Annotated in this window: 13 protein-coding genes, 1 tRNA gene and 1 pseudogene; 12 read left to right on the forward strand and 3 right to left on the reverse strand. The window is 67.2% G+C overall.

Annotated features, from left to right (window positions below; all coding sequences use genetic code 11):
* On the reverse strand, positions 1-938 hold a 938-nt coding region (locus Q1M07_RS05260; RefSeq protein ID WP_300451704.1), incomplete at its 3' end, for a methyl-accepting chemotaxis protein.
* A gap of 344 nt (positions 939-1282) precedes the next feature.
* Here Q1M07_RS05260 and Q1M07_RS05265 point away from each other — a divergent pair.
* Positions 1283-1552 carry a hypothetical protein gene (locus Q1M07_RS05265; protein WP_300451707.1) on the forward strand — a complete coding sequence of 90 codons (270 nt, stop codon included), beginning with the start codon at positions 1283-1285 and terminating at the stop codon, positions 1550-1552.
* Positions 1553-1877: 325 nt separating this feature from the next.
* Positions 1878-2014: pseudogene (locus Q1M07_RS05270) on the forward strand (type II toxin-antitoxin system mRNA interferase toxin, RelE/StbE family); the annotation flags it as partial.
* 7 nt (positions 2015-2021) lie between these two features.
* Here the strand turns inward: Q1M07_RS05270 and rtcR are convergent.
* On the reverse strand, positions 2022-3626 hold the full coding sequence (rtcR, locus tag Q1M07_RS05275; RefSeq protein WP_300451710.1) for an RNA repair transcriptional activator RtcR: 1605 nt from the start codon (positions 3624-3626) through the stop codon (positions 2022-2024).
* A 330-nt stretch (positions 3627-3956) separates the two neighbouring features.
* Between rtcR and Q1M07_RS05280 the strand changes: the two genes are divergently transcribed.
* From Q1M07_RS05280 to rtcA, 5 genes are all read left to right on the forward strand, one after another.
* Positions 3957-4019, forward strand: a tRNA-OTHER gene (locus Q1M07_RS05280).
* Between the two features lie 281 nt (positions 4020-4300).
* Positions 4301-5455: a slipin family protein gene (locus tag Q1M07_RS05285; RefSeq protein ID WP_300451712.1), complete on the forward strand. Its 1155-nt coding sequence runs from the start codon at positions 4301-4303 to the stop codon at positions 5453-5455.
* Entirely contained in the window at positions 5452-5901 is a 450-nt protein-coding gene (locus Q1M07_RS05290) for a zinc-ribbon domain containing protein (RefSeq protein ID WP_300451714.1), read from the forward strand. Before Q1M07_RS05285 ends, Q1M07_RS05290 begins: the two co-directional genes overlap by 4 nt.
* An 85-nt stretch (positions 5902-5986) precedes the next feature.
* The gene (locus Q1M07_RS05295; protein ID WP_300451734.1) at positions 5987-7159 is read left to right on the forward strand and encodes an RtcB family protein; all 1173 of its coding nucleotides are present in this window, start codon (positions 5987-5989) and stop codon (positions 7157-7159) included.
* A complete protein-coding gene (gene rtcA, locus Q1M07_RS05300; RefSeq protein ID WP_300451716.1) occupies positions 7156-8190 on the forward strand; it encodes an RNA 3'-terminal phosphate cyclase in 1035 nt (344 codons plus the stop codon). Before Q1M07_RS05295 ends, rtcA begins: the two co-directional genes overlap by 4 nt.
* A gap of 139 nt (positions 8191-8329) precedes the next feature.
* Here the strand turns inward: rtcA and Q1M07_RS05305 are convergent, their stop codons facing one another.
* Positions 8330-8464 carry a hypothetical protein gene (locus Q1M07_RS05305; RefSeq protein ID WP_300451719.1) on the reverse strand — a complete coding sequence of 45 codons (135 nt, stop codon included), beginning with the start codon at positions 8462-8464 and terminating at the stop codon, positions 8330-8332.
* Between the two features lie 110 nt (positions 8465-8574).
* On the opposite strand from Q1M07_RS05305, the gene Q1M07_RS05310 reads away from it, so the two are divergent.
* The 5 genes from Q1M07_RS05310 to Q1M07_RS05330 form a co-directional block, all read left to right on the forward strand.
* A complete protein-coding gene (locus Q1M07_RS05310) occupies positions 8575-8898 on the forward strand; it encodes a hypothetical protein (RefSeq protein ID WP_300451721.1) in 324 nt (107 codons plus the stop codon).
* Between the two features lie 50 nt (positions 8899-8948).
* Positions 8949-9308, forward strand: coding sequence for a hypothetical protein (locus Q1M07_RS05315; protein WP_300451724.1), 360 nt, complete (start codon positions 8949-8951; stop codon positions 9306-9308).
* Positions 9309-9318: 10 nt separating this feature from the next.
* Entirely contained in the window at positions 9319-10425 is a 1107-nt protein-coding gene (locus Q1M07_RS05320; RefSeq protein ID WP_300451726.1) for a hypothetical protein, read from the forward strand.
* Between the two features lie 408 nt (positions 10426-10833).
* Positions 10834-14832 (forward strand): CHAT domain-containing protein, encoded by a 3999-nt coding sequence (locus Q1M07_RS05325; RefSeq protein WP_300451729.1) that lies wholly within the window; start codon positions 10834-10836, stop codon positions 14830-14832.
* A 120-nt stretch (positions 14833-14952) separates the two neighbouring features.
* Positions 14953-15188: hypothetical protein (locus Q1M07_RS05330; RefSeq protein ID WP_300451731.1), on the forward strand; the 236-nt coding region annotated here is incomplete at its 3' end.

Genomic DNA, 15188 nt, shown 5'->3' on the forward strand with positions numbered 1-15188 from the left:
GCGTCGCGCGTCGCTTGCGCTTTGGCCTCGGCGGCATTGATCTGCCTCGAATTGACCTCGATCAGCGATTGCACCTCGTTGACCGTGCGCGAGGCCTCTTCAGTCGCCCGGGCGGTGCGCTCCGAAAGCTTGCGAACCTCGTCGGCGACTACAGCAAATCCGCGCCCGGTTTCGCCAGCGCGCGCCGCTTCGATCGCTGCATTGAGCGCCAGCAGATTGGTCTGATCGGCAATCTCCTTGATGGTCGAGGTAATGGTGCTGATCGTCTTCGACTTCTCGAGCAAATTCCCCAGCCGGTTGTTGGTCTCGGTGGTGATCCCTGAGAGGTCCTGAATCTGCTGTTTGGCTGCCTCGACCATGTCCACCGTCGAGCGCGTTTCGCTCAGAATGCCGTCGGTCAGTCGAGAGACCTGCAGGCTCTGCTGGGCCGTCTCCTGAATCGCAGAAGCAGTGTCCACCAGGCGGCTGGAAACCGACAGCACGCGCTGTTGCAGCGCGTCGCGTTGGCTTTGCGCCGCCTTGGCCAGTTCGAACTTGCGTGTGACGTCCGCGGCAAACTTGATGATGAAGCTGACCTTGCCCTGGCTGTCCAGAATCGGGTTGTAGGTCGCCTCCAGATGAATCGACTTGCCTGTCGAGGTCACGCGTTCGAACTCGCCCGCAAAGAACTCGCCTGCCGCCAACTTTCTCCAGAACTGCTGATACTCCTGGCTGGCGGCGTGTTCCGTCGTGCATAGCATGCGGTGGTGTTTACCGACGATCTCCTCGCGCCGGTAACCCATTGCCTTCAGGAACAGATCATTGGCATCGATGATCGTGCCATCCGTGGTAAAGCGGATACTCGCCGTCGACCTGTTCAGCGCCGCGATGATGCTGTTGGCTTCCTGCAGTTCCCTTCTGACGCTGGCCATTTCCTGCTTGATCCGACTATCAAACATCCTTTTTCTCCTTGACGATGCACCTGCAATGGAGACGAATCCTCGTCCCGGTGAAGGATAGGAATTTCAAAGCCATTTTCCGGGAGTATCCAGAGCTATTGAATCGTGGTCAATCGTCGAATCACTGAGCGCATGCTCTGAAATCACTGTTCGGGAGCCAGCGGCCTCAGGCATGAGTTCCCCTGGCGGGTATTGCGCACTCGTCGGTTTGTGTCCGGTTACCACGCGACTCGCTGATCGAACCCGTCGTCCGATGCCGGTTGCCATCGGCGGTCGAGCTCGCCGGGTTCAGCGCCCGGCATCTCCCACCGGGGCGGATCGCTGCGCCTTCGGAGTTGAAGGCGATGATCCGCATCGCGCCGCCACACTGGGGACACACCAGAGGAAACACCTCGCAAATCCGCGCGATCAGCCGCCCAGGCGAGGCGGGCTGCTTTTCGATGCGGCTCATCGTCCGGCGCGGCCGACCGCGCCGCCGGGGTGGCGAGGCGCTCCGCGGCTGCCGGCGCCGCCAGGCGGTCGAGCAGTTCCATCGGTGTCAGTATCAGGCTGACGCCGCCGGGGCCGGGCTTCACACTCTCGTCGACCAGACGCTCGGCGTCGATCTCGCGTAGCCGTTGCAGCGCAAACGCCGGCCGCGCAACAGACGCTCCAGACCAGCACGATCGTTGGCTTCAATGCGCACATGTCAAGGCCGCGGACCTCGTGAAAAACTATCCCACCGCTCGCCTCGGTATCAAACACCCCATCCACCGGTACGCGTCAGGCGACTGCGTCTGTCGCGCGCGAGTTCGCGCTGTCTTCGGTCGTCAATCTGCCCGGCATCCTCGTGCTGCTCAATGACGGCGATGAGAGCGGGGGCGACGGGCTACGCAGCGAGGTACGGCGGCCGCCCGCTTGATCGACCAGGCAGCGGAGTCTCACCAACCTATCCTGATCCCGCCGCCCTTCGAGAAGCCGGTCGGCGACTCGGCCGGCGCCTGTTCGAGGCGGATCAACATCACCATCGACTCGTCTACGAGCGGCTCCCGGACGGGAAGGTGATCCGCCTACTTCGGATGTGTACGCACCACGAACGAGGATTCATTCACCACCCCCCTGCCCCGCGTGCGCGATCCGCGCCCAGTCGAGACCGAAGCGCGCCAGGTATTTGCGCAGACGGTCGGCGTCGTTGGCCTGGCTCTTCTGCAGGCGCGAAACGGCGAACAGGCGGCGGCCGGCGGCGGAAAGGCTGTCCGCGCCGCGACAGACTTCGATCACGAGGTTGAGCTGAGCGCGGTCGAAGAGATCCAGCGCGTCGGCCGCTTCGCCGAGCAGACGGCCGGCCGCGTCGACGCCGGTTTCGTCGCCCCACGCCTGGCGCAGCCGTGCGACTTCGTCGTCGACGTCGGCTTCGTTGATCCGCCCGGCTTCGCAGAGCGTCGCCAGGCGCGTCAATGAAGCCGAGAGTTCGCGGAAGTTGCCATGCCAGCGCGCGGCGGCGGAAGAAGCGAAATCCAGGTAGCGGCGACGCGCCTCGACGTTGAAGCGCACCTGCCGCCCGTTCTCGCGGGCGTAGCGCTCGAGTTCGAAGTCGAGGTTGGGTTCGATGTCCTCGCGCCGCTCGCTCAGGCCGGGCAGTTCGAAGGTCCACAGGTTGATGCGCGCCAGCAGGTCTTCGCGAAAACGCCCCGCCTTGACGTCTCGCCGCAGCTCGCGGTTGGTGCCGGCGATCAACTGAAAGTCGCTGCTCGCCTCGCGATCGCTGCCGACCGGAAAGAAACGCTTTTCTTCTATGGCTTTCAACAGCATCGCCTGTTCGTCGACGCCGAGTTCGCCGATCTCGTCGAGAAACAGCAGTCCCCCGTCGGCCGCGCGCAGCAGCCCGGCGCGCTCCGCCTGAGCGCCGGTGAACGCGCCGCGCACGTGCCCGAAGAGTGCCGACATCGCCGCGTCGCCGCGCAGCGTCGCGCAGTTCACTTCGACGAAGCGGCCGCCGAGGCGCTGCCGTTGCCGCTTCCACTCGTAGACGCGACGCGCCAGGAACGACTTGCCGGCGCCGGTCGGACCCATCAACAGCAGCGGCGCCCGCGAACGCCCGGCGACCCGCTCGATACGGTCGATCATCGCGTTGAATGCGGGGTTGCGGGTGGCGATTCCCGACTTCAGGAAGCTGACCGTATCCTCGCGTTCGCGCCGAAAGCGCTGCGCGATCTGGTCGTAACGCGAGAGGTCGAGGTCGATGATCGTATACGAGCCGATGCTGTTGCCGACCTCCGCGCCGCGCGGCGGCGAGGTCTGCAGCAGGCGTGCCGGCAGGTAGCGCGCCTCGGCGAGCAGGAACCAGCAGATCTGGGCGACGTGGCTGCCGGTCGTGATGTGGATCAGGTAGTCCTCTTCCGCGACGAACGGATAAGCGCGGGCGAAGTCGAGCAGCGTCGTATACACCTCCTCGAAGTCCCAGGGGTCGCGCAGTTCGACTTCGACCCGTCGGACCTCGGTTTCCGGAGCGACGGTCGCGATGTCGAGCCGCGTGCGCTCGGCGAGTCCGCGACTGCGCGCGTCGTGCAGCAGTTCCAGGCGATGCACGAGCAGGTCCTCCTGCTGGCAGAGCGCGACCGTCGGCCGCCATTTCTCCCAGCGGGAGCTGCCGCGCCCGCCGTAGTCGAGCTGGGTACCGAGAAATCCGATCACCACGAGTTTGCGCATCAGCTATCCCCTTGGATACCATTTTATCCAGTATTCTAGTTCATCCACCATGGAAGCGTCCTGCCCGCGCTCTGTCTGTCCGATTTTTCGCCAACAAAACATAAGCTTGCTGAAATCCTTCAAGGCGTCCGGCTGACTGGCACGCCTCTCGCTTAGTACCTCGCGAGTGTCGCCGGCCGCAATGGCCCACGGGTCAGGGTTCACCAGCCCTGCCGGTGCACGGCTGCCGGACTGTGGTCTGTCGTTGCCGTGCATGCCGCCGTGGCGGGTGCGCTCGAGTCGCGGCCTCGGGTGAGTCGCGCGGGTTCGAGTCCCGCACCGCGGACCACTGGATAGCTCAGTCGGGTAGAGCGGCCGCCTCGGCGGCTTGTCGCAGGTTCGACTCCTGCTCCAAACCTGTCGCCAACAACGACAGGGCAACACACGATGTACCCGCCGGCCGTGGATTGCGCGAGCACCCGCCAGCGGGCGGTTGCGGCCCCCGCCCCGGACCAGAGGCAGAGCCGGACCGGCGCCGGCAGCGCCAGCCCGCCAGTTGATCCGGCGGCGGCGCCGACGGTGGCGGCGGCTTCCCCTCACGTCCCGGAACGCCGGCCCCGTCGCCCGCTGCCCGCCGGCAGATGAGCACCGCCGGTGTCAGCGATGACGCCGGCCAGACCAGGAAAGGAAACGAGATGTTGCGCAGATGGGTGGTGAGAAAGAACGAACGTGGCGTGCTGCGCCGGGACGGCGACTTCGAGGCGATCCTCGCTCCGGGCCGCTACTGGTTCGTCGACCCCTGGCGGCGCTTGTCGCTGCAACGGTGGCCAGCCGATGCGCCGATGACCGACCACGAGACGGTCGACTACCTGCTGCAAGAGCACGCGGCGACCGCGGCCGAGCACCTGGTGACGATGATCCTCGGCGAAGACGAGGCCGGACTGCGCTACGAGAACGACGTCCTGGTCGACGTTCTGCCCCCGGCTTCCCGCCACTGCTGGTGGCGTGGATTCCGCACGCAGCGTCTCGAACGGATCGACCTCAAGGCGCAGACGGCGTTGCCGGCCGAACTGGCGTCGCACCTCGTGCAACCGGCGCTGCGTGGCCGCGCCGTCGGGGGTCTGAACGGAATTCTCCTGCAGCAGGTGCCGGCCGGGCATCTCGGCGTCGTGCGCATCGACGGCGAAGTCAGGCAGGTGTTGGCACCGGGGCTCGCCGCGTACTGGCGTTTCAATCGCGACGTTCAGCTCGAGTTGGTCGATACGCGTCTGCAGGCGATGGAAGTGAGCGGTCAGGAAATCCTGTCGCGCGACAAGGTGGCGCTGCGCATCAACCTGGTCGCCAACTGGCGTTACAGTGACGTCCTGCGCGCTTTCGCCGGTCTGAGCAAACCCGCCGAGTACCTGTACCGGGAACTGCAGTTCGGGCTGCGCGCGGCGGTCGGCACGCGTTCGCTCGACGAGCTTCTGGAAAGCAAGCAGGCGATCGACGAGAGCGTCGCCGCGCACGCCGTGCGCAAACTGAACGGCCTCGGAATCGAGGTGGTCAGCGTCGGCGTGCGCGACATCGTCCTGCCCGGCGAGATGAAGACGCTGCTCGCGCAGGTGGTCGAGGCGCAGAAGGCGGCCGAAGCGAACGTCATCCGTCGCCGCGAGGAGACGGCAGCGACGCGTTCGCTGCTCAATACGGCAAAGGTGATGGAGGACAACCCGACGGCGCTGCGCCTGAAGGAGCTGGAAACGCTGGAGCGGATCGCCGAGCGGATCGACCGCATCTCGGTCTTCGGCGGCCTCGACCAGGTTCTCGACGGCATGGTGCGCCTGGGCGCGCGTCCGGAGGCCAGGCGATGATGAGGAGCGGGAAACAGAAACGCGAGGCCCTGCGCGTGCGGCGCCGCCGGCGCCAGCAACGGCAGGAGGACAGGCGGCGGCAGACCGGACGTCCGGCCTTGCCGGCGCGAACCGTGCCGGTGTCGCCGGAGCGGCTTGCCGAGCTTCCCTGGCCGGGTGCGCCCGACTTCATCCGGCGCGGCTACTACGAGGACCTGCCCTTCGTCTGCGTCGACTGCGGAGCGGCCTGCATCTGGTTCGCGCAGCGCCAGAAATGGTGGTACGAGGTCGCCGACGGCGACCTCGCCAGCACCGCGCGGCGTTGTGCCGCGTGCCGCGCACGGGCCAGGGAACGCCGGCGGCTGGCCAGGCAACAGACCTTCGCCGGTCGCGAACGCCGGCGTGAACAGCAACAGAGCGAGGCACGATCGCGCCGCGAGGCGGCGACCGGCGCCGAACCCAGGTAAAGAGAGGATTCGAGTCATGCAGGAAGCCGCCCAACGAGCGTCGGCGAGCGAAGTGATCACGCTTCCCGGCGCCCAGCCGATCCGGATGTGGACCGAAGGCGTTCCGGTCGAGGAAGACGCGCGTCGGCAATTGATCAACACCGCACGTCTGCCGTTCATCTTCCGCCACCTGGCGGTGATGCCCGACGTCCATCTCGGCAAGGGGTCGACCATCGGCAGCGTGATCCCGACGCGCGGCGCGATCATTCCCGCCGCCGTCGGCGTCGACATCGGTTGCGGCATGATCGCGACGCGCACGACGCTCAACGCCGCCGACCTGCCGGACAACCTGCACCCGCTGCGCACGGCGATCGAGCGCGCGGTGCCGCACGGGCGAACGGTCGGCCGCGGCAAGCGCGACGACGGCAGCTGGGAAAACCCTCCGGACGTCGTCAACGCGCTCTGGCGCGAACTGCTGCCCGGCTTTCAGCGCCTCGTCGCCAAATACCCGCGTCTGCAGTCGACGAACAATTACAAGCACCTGGGTACGCTAGGCACCGGCAACCATTTCATCGAAGTCTGCCTCGACGAGGCCGATCGCGTCTGGCTCATGCTCCACTCGGGTTCGCGCGGCGTCGGCAACGCGATCGGCAGCCTGTTCATCGAACTCGCGCAGGCGGACATGCGGCAGCATCTGGCCAACCTCCCCGACCGCGATCTGGCTTACCTCGAGGAAGGCAGCACGCATTTCGACGACTATCTGGAAGCGGTGGGCTGGGCGCAGGACTACGCGCGCCGCAACCGGCAGGCGATGATGAGCAACCTGACGACGGCGCTGCGCCAAGTCATCACGCGGCCGTTCGGCATCGACCGGGAAGCCGTCAACTGCCATCACAACTACGTGCAGAAGGAGACGCACTTCGGCAGCGAAGTCTACGTCACGCGCAAGGGAGCGGTTTCCGCCCGCCGCGGCGAGCTGGGAATCATCCCCGGCTCGATGGGCGCGCGCAGCTACATCGTGCGCGGCCTGGGCAACGAGGAGTCGTTCTGTTCGTGCAGCCACGGCGCCGGGCGGACGATGAGCCGCAACGAAGCGAAGCGGCGGTTCACGCTCGCCGACCAGGAACGCGCGACGGCGCACGTCGAATGCCGCAAGGACCGCGCCGTGATCGACGAGATCCCGATGGCGTACAAGGATATCGACGCCGTGATGCAGGCGCAGCGCTCGCTGGTCGAGATCGTCCATACGCTGCGCCAGGTGGTTTGCGTCAAGGGATGAAAGCGCTCGTTCTCGACGGCAGCGAAGGCGAAGGCGGCGGCCAGATCCTGCGCAGCGCGCTGACGCTGTCGATGATCACCGGCCAGCCGTTCCGCCTCGAAAACATTCGTGCGCGCCGCGCCAAGCCGGGTCTGCTGCGCCAGCACCTGACCGCGGTGCAGGCGTCGGCCGCCATCGCCGACGCGGCGGTCGACGGCGCGACGCCGGGCTCGCGCCGCCTGTCCTTCATCCCGCGCGGCATTCGCGGCGGCGACTACCGCTTCGCCATCGGCACCGCGGGCAGTTGCACGCTGGTCCTGCAGACCGTACTTCCGGCGCTGTGGTACGCCGACTCGCCGGCGACGGTGTCGGTGAGCGGCGGCACGCACAATCCGGCGGCGCCGCCGGCCGACTTCCTGCTCCGCGCCTGGCTGCCGCTCGTTCGCCGCCTGGGCGTGCGCACCGAAATCGAGCTGTTGCGCCACGGTTTCTTTCCGGCCGGCGGCGGCGAAGTGTGCGCGCGCGTCGAACCCGGCGCGCCGGCGCCGCTGGAAGTCGTCGACCGCGGCACGCTGTGCGCCTGCCGCGCGGTCGCCATCGTCGCCGGCGTTCCGGCCGACGTCGCCCGGCGCGAAATCGCCGAGGCCCGCCTGCACCTGCCGCAACTGACGGGAGAAACGCGTGTCCTGCCGCAACGCGAGGGGCCGGGCAACGCGCTGCTGATCGAAGTCGAACACAGCCGGTCGAGCGAGATCTTCACCGGCTTCGGCGCGCGCGGCGTCCGCGCCGAGAGGGTAGCCAGCCAGGTCGCCGCGGTCGCTCGCGACTACCTCGAGAGCGGCGCCGCCGTCGGCGAACATCTCGCCGACCAGCTCGTCCTGCCGCTGGCACTTGCCGGCGGCGGCCGCCTGCTGGCGCGCCGCGCGTCGAACCATCTGCTGACCAACCTGGCGGTGATCGGGAAGTTCCTGCCGGTATCGACGCGAGTCGAGGCGGCCGGCGGGAACTGGCTGATCGAGGTCGAAGAAGCGGCGCCGCTCTTGAAGTGCTGACGCCGCCGCGCACTCATGTGCGTCGGCTGGAAATTCACGTCGAACAGCGTGCAACGCTCCCAGGCGCGTTCCGCCAGCAAACGTCCTTCTCGCGGCAACCGGGCATGAAACGGCGTACCGGGAAAAGGCGTCGGCACCGTCACCTGGACATCGAACGGCAACGCGCGTCGGCGACGAAGTCGAGCACCTGATCGAAGACGCGTGCCGTCTGTCCGTCGAGCCCGAGGACGAAACAGGCGTTGACCCGGATGCCATGGGCCTGGATGCGGTCCATCGCGGCGCCGCGATGCGCGCGCGCAATTTTCCCCACTGGGTCGGAGTGGGGCTCGCCGGTAAAGTGGCTTCACAAGGCAAATCCGCCTTGGTCAAACAAAGGAGCCGACCATGAAAACCCCCCTCATCACGAGCGTAGCAAGCTTCGCGCTTGCCTTCCCTCTTCTGGCTGGTGCTGCTCCCGCCGTCGGCGGCGACATCACCATCACCAACAATACCGCCGGCAAGGTGACCGTCATCGGCGGCAGGGCGTCTGGCGGTGTTGGACCGCTCAAGGGCGAACTGAACATGACCTCCGCCGCTTACGTCAATTCGGCTGTGGTCAATGGCGGTTCAGTAGCGGGAAAGATCACGGTTTCGAATAACAGAACCAAGGACGTCCTCGCCATTGGAGGAGTCGCCGCGGTGAACTCTGTCGTGGTCAATGCGAAGTAAGCCATTCGCCCTCCGGGCCGGCGCCCGGAGGGCTTTCCAGGAGTCCCGCCATGCCACCACCTTTCAGCAGCCTGCCTATCCTCGGTACCGCCTTGTCGTGGCTGCTGTATTCCACGACCAGCTTCGCCGCCGATCCCCGCTATCACGAGGCGCTTTCGGCCTACAAGGGCGAGATGAAGCGCGACGAACCGGCCAACGTCAATCCCCGCTTCATTGCCGATCTCACGATCAGTCAGGCGCGGCGCAACGCGCAGGCGGCGACCGGCAGCGGCCGGTCGGCGAGAGCGACCGGCGACTCCGGCGGTGGATTACGCATCGCCAGCCCGGTGATCACCGGCAGCGTCCGCGGCAATGTCAACATCATCGTCGAGAAGGATGCCGTTCGCGGCAGCGTGATCAACATCCAGTGAGGAGCCGGAAATGAGCCGCTTCACATTCGATCGGCGGCGGCGCGCGCTGCTGCTCGCTCTGCCCTGCCTTCTCGCCGGCTGCGCGTTCCCGGGAACAGGGCTCGTCGGCTGGGCGAAATCCGACGCCGAGAGCGTCGCCGCCGAGCGCCAGCGTCGCACACCCCAGCCGCAATCCCGAGCCCGCGACGGAATGGCCGCGCCTGAATGTTTCGGGCGGCTGCTCGAAGCCTATCGCCGCGACGAGACGGCGCCTCTCTACGTCCAGAGTCAGAAGATCAGCGACTCGACCGGCCTGTCGCATCCATTGGTGGGCGCCGAGCTGCCGACCGACCTCACCGACATGCTGATTACCAGCGTCAGTCGGATCGGCCGCAAGACCGTCTATATCCCCAACGATCTCGACTTCCGCAAGAACTACGCAGGCGCCGGCGCCAGACTGAGCGTGAGAGTGCCCAAAGTCCTGATCGGCGGCTCGATCACCGAGTTCGACCGGGCGATCGCCTCGACCGCCCGAGGGGCCGACCTGGGCGTGTCGTTTGGCAAGGGAAAGGGCAAGAGCGAAGGTTCGGTCGGCGAAAAGGGGGCCTATACCATTTCGCGCCTGACGATCGACCTGAATCTCGCCGACGTCGCGAGTAACACGATGGTGCCGGGGGTGTATGCGGCGAACAGCATGAAAGTCATCAACGAAACCGCCGAGGGCAACTTCGACTTCGCGATTTTCGGCAACGGCCTCGGTTTCAACTCGACCAACCGCTATTTGCAGGGGCGGCATGACGCGATCCGCCTGTTGGTCGATTTCTCGGTCGTTCAGCTCCTCGGCCGCTACCTGGCGGTTCCTTACTGGCGTTGTCTGCCGGAGTCGCAAGCGGACGCCTCCGTCATCGAGCGCATCGAACGATCCTACCTGGCCAATACCAGGTCCGTGCGCGTCAAATGGCTCCAGTCGACGCTGCGCGACTATGGCCATGCCCTTCCCCAATCCGGGGTCTACGACGCCGCCACGCACGCCGCGCTGGAGGCGACGGCCCGCCGCCTGGCGATCCGGCGCCCGCTCAGCCTCGAGGACGGCAAGCTCTTCGCCGAGCTGTATGTGAGAATTCCGGTGTCCGCCTGAGATCCGGGGAAACACCGCACACCCAACACAATAGACCTTTGCTCGCGCATTATGAGTCCATACAAATTCGATCTACAGCAGGCTCCCGCCAACTTTTATCCGTACAAATTCGATTCATCCTGGGATCCTGCCAACTTCTCCAACTCGTATGCGGAAGAGCAGGCGAGGTATCTACGCCATAGATACCTTGCAGCGTACGAACTTTTTGACGCGGGTACGGCACAAGCCGCGCTGGAGGAGTTTCAAGCGATCGCTGAATTCGGGGAATCGGTTTTCAGTGGCCTTGACGCTGGAGGCCGAACAGTGGTGCTAGCTGCGTTTGTTGATGCAGGGATCGAACATTACGAACAACACAGGGCAGAGATGGCGATCAACTGCTATCGCCGAGCCACTGATCTCGGACAACCGATGTTTTCCAAGTTGAACGCCGGAGGGCGGACGATCCTCTTGAAAGCGATTACTTACGAAGGAATGGTTTACAAGAACCGGGGCGAACTTGAAGCAGCAATCGACTGTTATCGCTGCGCCAGTGGGCTCAGTACGCCGGTGTTCGCCGAGCTGGACGCCGCTGGCCGCGCGCGCGTCCTGGGCGCCTTCGTCAACGAAGGCCTTGCCCATAAGCAGCAGGGCCGGCCGGAAGCCGCGATCGAGGGCTACCGCCGCGCCAGTGATCTCGGCGCGCCGGTGTTTGCCGAACTCGACGCCGCTGGCCGCGCGCTAGTCCTGGGCGCCTTCGTCAACGAGGGCGTTACCCATGGGCAGCACGGCCGGCCGGAGGCGGCGATCGATTGCTTCCGCCACGCCAGTGATCTCGGCGAGCCGGTTTTCGCCGAGCTCGACGCCAATGGCCGCGCGCATGTCCTGGGCGCCCTCTGCAACGAGAGCGTTACCCATAGGCAGCAGAGCCAGCCGGAAGCGGCGATAGATTGCGACCGCCACGCCAGCCAGCTCGGCGAGCCGGTGTTCGCCGAGCTGGACGCCGATGGCCGCGCGCACGTCCTGCGCGCCCTCTACAACGAGGGCGTTACCCATGGGCAGCAGAGCCAGCCGGAAGCGGCGATCGATTGCTACCGCCACGCCAGCCAGATCGGCGAGCCGGTGTTCGCCGAACTCGACGCCGCTGGCCGCGCGCCAGTCCTGGGCGCCTTCGTCAACGAGGGCGTTACCCATGGGCAGCACGGCCGGCCGGAGGCGGCGATCGATTGCGACCGCCACGCCAGCCAGATCGGCGAGCCGGTGTTCGCCGAGCTGGACGCCGATGGCCGCGCGCACGTCCTGCGCGCCTTCGTCAACGAGGGCGTTACCCATGGGCAGCAGGGCCGGCCGGAAGCGGCGATCGATTGCTACCACCACGCCAGCCAGATCGGCGAGCCGGTGTTCGCCGAGCTGGACGCCGATGGCCGCGCGCTAGTCCTGGGCGCCTTCTACAACGAGGGCGTTACCCATGGGCAGCAGAGCCAGCCGGAAGCGGCGATCGATTGCTACCACCACGCCAGCCAGATCGGCGAGCCGGTGTTCGCCGAACTCGACGCCGGTGGCCGCGCGACAGTCCTGGGCGCCTTCGTCAACGAGGGCGTTACCCGTGGGCAGCAGGGCCGGCCGGAGGCGGCGATAGATTGCTACCGGCGCGCCAGTGATCTCGGCGCGCCGGTGTTCGCCGAGCTCGACGCCGCTGGCCGCGCGCCAGTCCTGACCGCCTTCGTCAACGAGGGCGTCACCTACTACCTGGAATCCGAACCGGGCCAGGAAACGGCGCTGTGGACGGCGTTCCTGGCCGGCCGATCGGGTCTCGATGATCGGGACGGACTTACCCAGACCGCACTGAAGGCGTTCCGCGATGCGCTCTCGGAAACGCCATCACCACTGCTCGGCTGGCGCGCGTGCGTCGCCTTTGCGCATGATTGGCTGAGCACGGCGGCCGGCTGGGCGGCCTCACCGTCGAACCCGCGACAACGACGCCGCCTGGTGACGCTGGGCGGCTTTCTCGCCGGCGATGCCGGACGAGAGCACCGGCAGCAGTTGGCCGCACTCGCTCCCGAACTCGGCGGTCGGCAAGCCGCCTGCCCGAAACTCGCGGGCTGGGCGAGTTCGCAGGTGCTGTCGACGCTCCGGCTGGCGGACGCCGATTACGGCTGGCTGCTGCTCGCCCGGGTTCGGGCGAGCCTCGGCGCCGGAGAGAGGGTCAGCGACTGGCCACAGCAGGCGCCGTGGCGGCTCGACCCGGCTCGACTCGCCGAGGCCATCCGGCTCGACGGACTCTGGTTTGCCGACGGCGGCGAACGCGCGCCGTATGCCTGGATCGACGACGCGGGCGATCGGCGTCTGGAGGCGCGGGCGTTCGGCACGCCGGCCAATGGCTTCGACCCGCCGACGCGGCAAGCGCTGCGGAACTGGCACCAGGGCGACCCGCAAGCCGCGATCGCCGTGCTCGACAGCGCCTGGCAGCGCCTGTGCGCGACAGGAACGATCGATCGTCTGGCCCGCTGGCTCGAACTCCTGGGCGCCGGCGAGACCGCGCGCGAGCAGGCCGTCGACGCCGTGATCTATCGCGATGTCGAGCGCGTCCTGCGCCAGGCTTTCGGCGGCTGGATCGACGCCCGGCTCAGAGACGGCGAGCGCGATGCCGGCCTCAACGGGGCGATGGCCAGCTTGCTGCAATGGTTCTCGGCGCCGGGTCCGGACTCTCCCGGCTTTGCCTCGGCGCGCGAGCAGGCCATGCTCGATCGCCTCCATCCCTATCTCGCCGCCGAAGTGGAAGCCCTTGCTCCCGGCGGCGGCGTCCCGGGGCCTGTCGCTTCCGACCGGGAGGCGCTGTGGCGTGCGCTCGAACTGCAGCGATACGTCCTCACCAGTGCCGCCACGCTCGGCGCTCCGCGGATCGCCGCCGACGCCCAGGCGCTGGCGGCGCTCAACACCGCGCTGCAAGGAGAACTGCGCCTGCTCTTCGAGCGCCTGCGGCGGGTCGGGCAAGGGCTGCCGGAGCTTCCGCCTGACCGGGATCGCCGAGAAGAACTGTTCGGCGTGCTGAACACGCTGGCCGGCGAGATCGACCGCCTGGGCATGGGACTGGCGATTCCGGGCCCGGCGGAATGCGCGCGCGCCCTCGCCCCCGAGGAATCTTTCGTTCAGGTCTGGATGAGCGCCAACGGCCGCATGCAGGTGCTCGCCTTGACCGCGGCCGGATCCGGAAACGACGACCCGGCGGAGCCGCTGCTCGATCATCGGGTGTTGCCCGAAGATTTCGCTGAGAACGCCTGGGAACCGCTGCTCGCCGGCTGGGACTCGATTCTGCAGGCGGACCCGGAACACGCTTGGCACTCCCCGGCCCACCCGCTGCTGGCGCCGGCACCGGCAACGTCGTCGACAGCATGGTGGAACGACTTCGTCGCCGAGTCGTCGCCGGCCACCCGCTTTCTCGCCTGGCTGAGCGAACAAGGCCTGCTGACTGACGAACGACGCTGTGTCGTCGTCCTGCCGGCGCGTCTCGGCCGCCTGCCGTGGCTGGCGCGGGCGGTGACGGGTGTGCGCGGCCAGCCCGAGTCGGCGGCGGGCAAGCTGAGGCTGGAGATCAGCATGGCGAGCTGGTTGCAGAGCCGGTCGGCGCCAGCGGAGTCCGGAGCGCGCGGACACGCCGTTCATCTCGCGGCGCCATCCGACCGAACCGATGACCGCTTCGGTCGCGCGGAAGCGGCGGTCGCCGCGCGCGCCATGCGGGTCGAGGCGTACCCGGCACACGGAATGGTCGAACTCGTCCGCGCGTTGTGCGCGCCGGGGCCCGCGCATCTGGTCGTGCATGGGGCTTTCGACCCCCGCAAGCCGACGCACAGCTATCTTTCCGCCGACAACGAGACGCCGCACCTGCCGGCGTGGATCCTGGCCGCCTTGCCGGTGTGCGGCGACATCAGCCTGTCGGCGTGCGAGGCGATGCTGGTCGGCGACGGCGAACACCGTTGGCAGGGACCGGTCGGCATCGGCCCGCTGTTGCGGGCGCGCGGCGCGCGCAGCGTGGTCGGCGCGCTGGGTGCCGCGGACCAGCTCGCGTCGCTTTTCTTCTTCCATCTCTGGTTTGCCGAGCGGCGAACGAAACCGGCCGTCGAAGCGCTGGCGAGCGCGCAGCAGACGCTACGCTCGCTGTCGCTGCGGCGCGCGCAGCGACTGCTCAAGGAGATTGGCGGTCCCGACGCGCCGGTGTTCGATACCGCCTTGCGCCAGCAGCACGGGAACGCCAAACGCCAGGGATGGGCGACCCCGTTCGCCGACCCGCGCCTGTGGGCGGCGTTCACCCTCATCGGCGACGCTCCGCCAGAACTGTACGCCGCGCGTCCGGCGAAGGCGCGGTTCGTCGACTGGATCGCCGCGCTCTGGGAGCGGGTCTGCCGCTTCCTGCGCTTTCCGGCCGCGTCATGAGCCGCTCGTTTCTTGCGCGCGCTTGCGGCCACCAAGAGCCGGCCGCGTTTTCCCGCTTCCCTGTCCGCACTCCTTCGCGTACCTTTGCGCCGGTGTTCTTTCCGACCGAATGAGACAACGATGAATCGACTGGAGACCGCGCCTGGCCCCGATCTGACCTATCTGCTCCGCCGCGATGCGGTGTTGCTGAGGCGTTTCCTGCGCAGCAAATACCACTCCCGCGCGTCGGCGCCAGACCTCGATCAGGAGCAGACGAAAAGGGTGGCGGCCCAAACGGAAAGAGCGCTTTCGGTTCTGAAGCGGTATGAACGTCACGCCAGAGGGAAGACCAATGCCATCCCGATCGACGTGAACTA

It is taken from the genome of Accumulibacter sp. (assembly GCF_029255285.1).
In the GTDB taxonomy this organism is placed as follows: Bacteria; Pseudomonadota; Gammaproteobacteria; order Burkholderiales; family Rhodocyclaceae; genus Accumulibacter.

Coding starts and splice junctions, on each gene's coding strand:
- Q1M07_RS05265 (WP_300451707.1), top strand. CDS start 1,283: ATGATCCGCATCGCGCCGCCACACTGGGGACACACCAGAGGAAACACC.
- rtcR (WP_300451710.1), bottom strand. CDS start 3,626: ATGCGCAAACTCGTGGTGATCGGATTTCTCGGTACCCAGCTCGACTAC.
- Q1M07_RS05285 (WP_300451712.1), top strand. CDS start 4,301: ATGTTGCGCAGATGGGTGGTGAGAAAGAACGAACGTGGCGTGCTGCGC.
- Q1M07_RS05290 (WP_300451714.1), top strand. CDS start 5,452: ATGATGAGGAGCGGGAAACAGAAACGCGAGGCCCTGCGCGTGCGGCGC.
- Q1M07_RS05295 (WP_300451734.1), top strand. CDS start 5,987: ATGTGGACCGAAGGCGTTCCGGTCGAGGAAGACGCGCGTCGGCAATTG.
- rtcA (WP_300451716.1), top strand. CDS start 7,156: ATGAAAGCGCTCGTTCTCGACGGCAGCGAAGGCGAAGGCGGCGGCCAG.
- Q1M07_RS05305 (WP_300451719.1), bottom strand. CDS start 8,464: ATGGACCGCATCCAGGCCCATGGCATCCGGGTCAACGCCTGTTTCGTC.
- Q1M07_RS05310 (WP_300451721.1), top strand. CDS start 8,575: ATGAAAACCCCCCTCATCACGAGCGTAGCAAGCTTCGCGCTTGCCTTC.
- Q1M07_RS05315 (WP_300451724.1), top strand. CDS start 8,949: ATGCCACCACCTTTCAGCAGCCTGCCTATCCTCGGTACCGCCTTGTCG.
- Q1M07_RS05320 (WP_300451726.1), top strand. CDS start 9,319: ATGAGCCGCTTCACATTCGATCGGCGGCGGCGCGCGCTGCTGCTCGCT.
- Q1M07_RS05325 (WP_300451729.1), top strand. CDS start 10,834: ATGTTTTCCAAGTTGAACGCCGGAGGGCGGACGATCCTCTTGAAAGCG.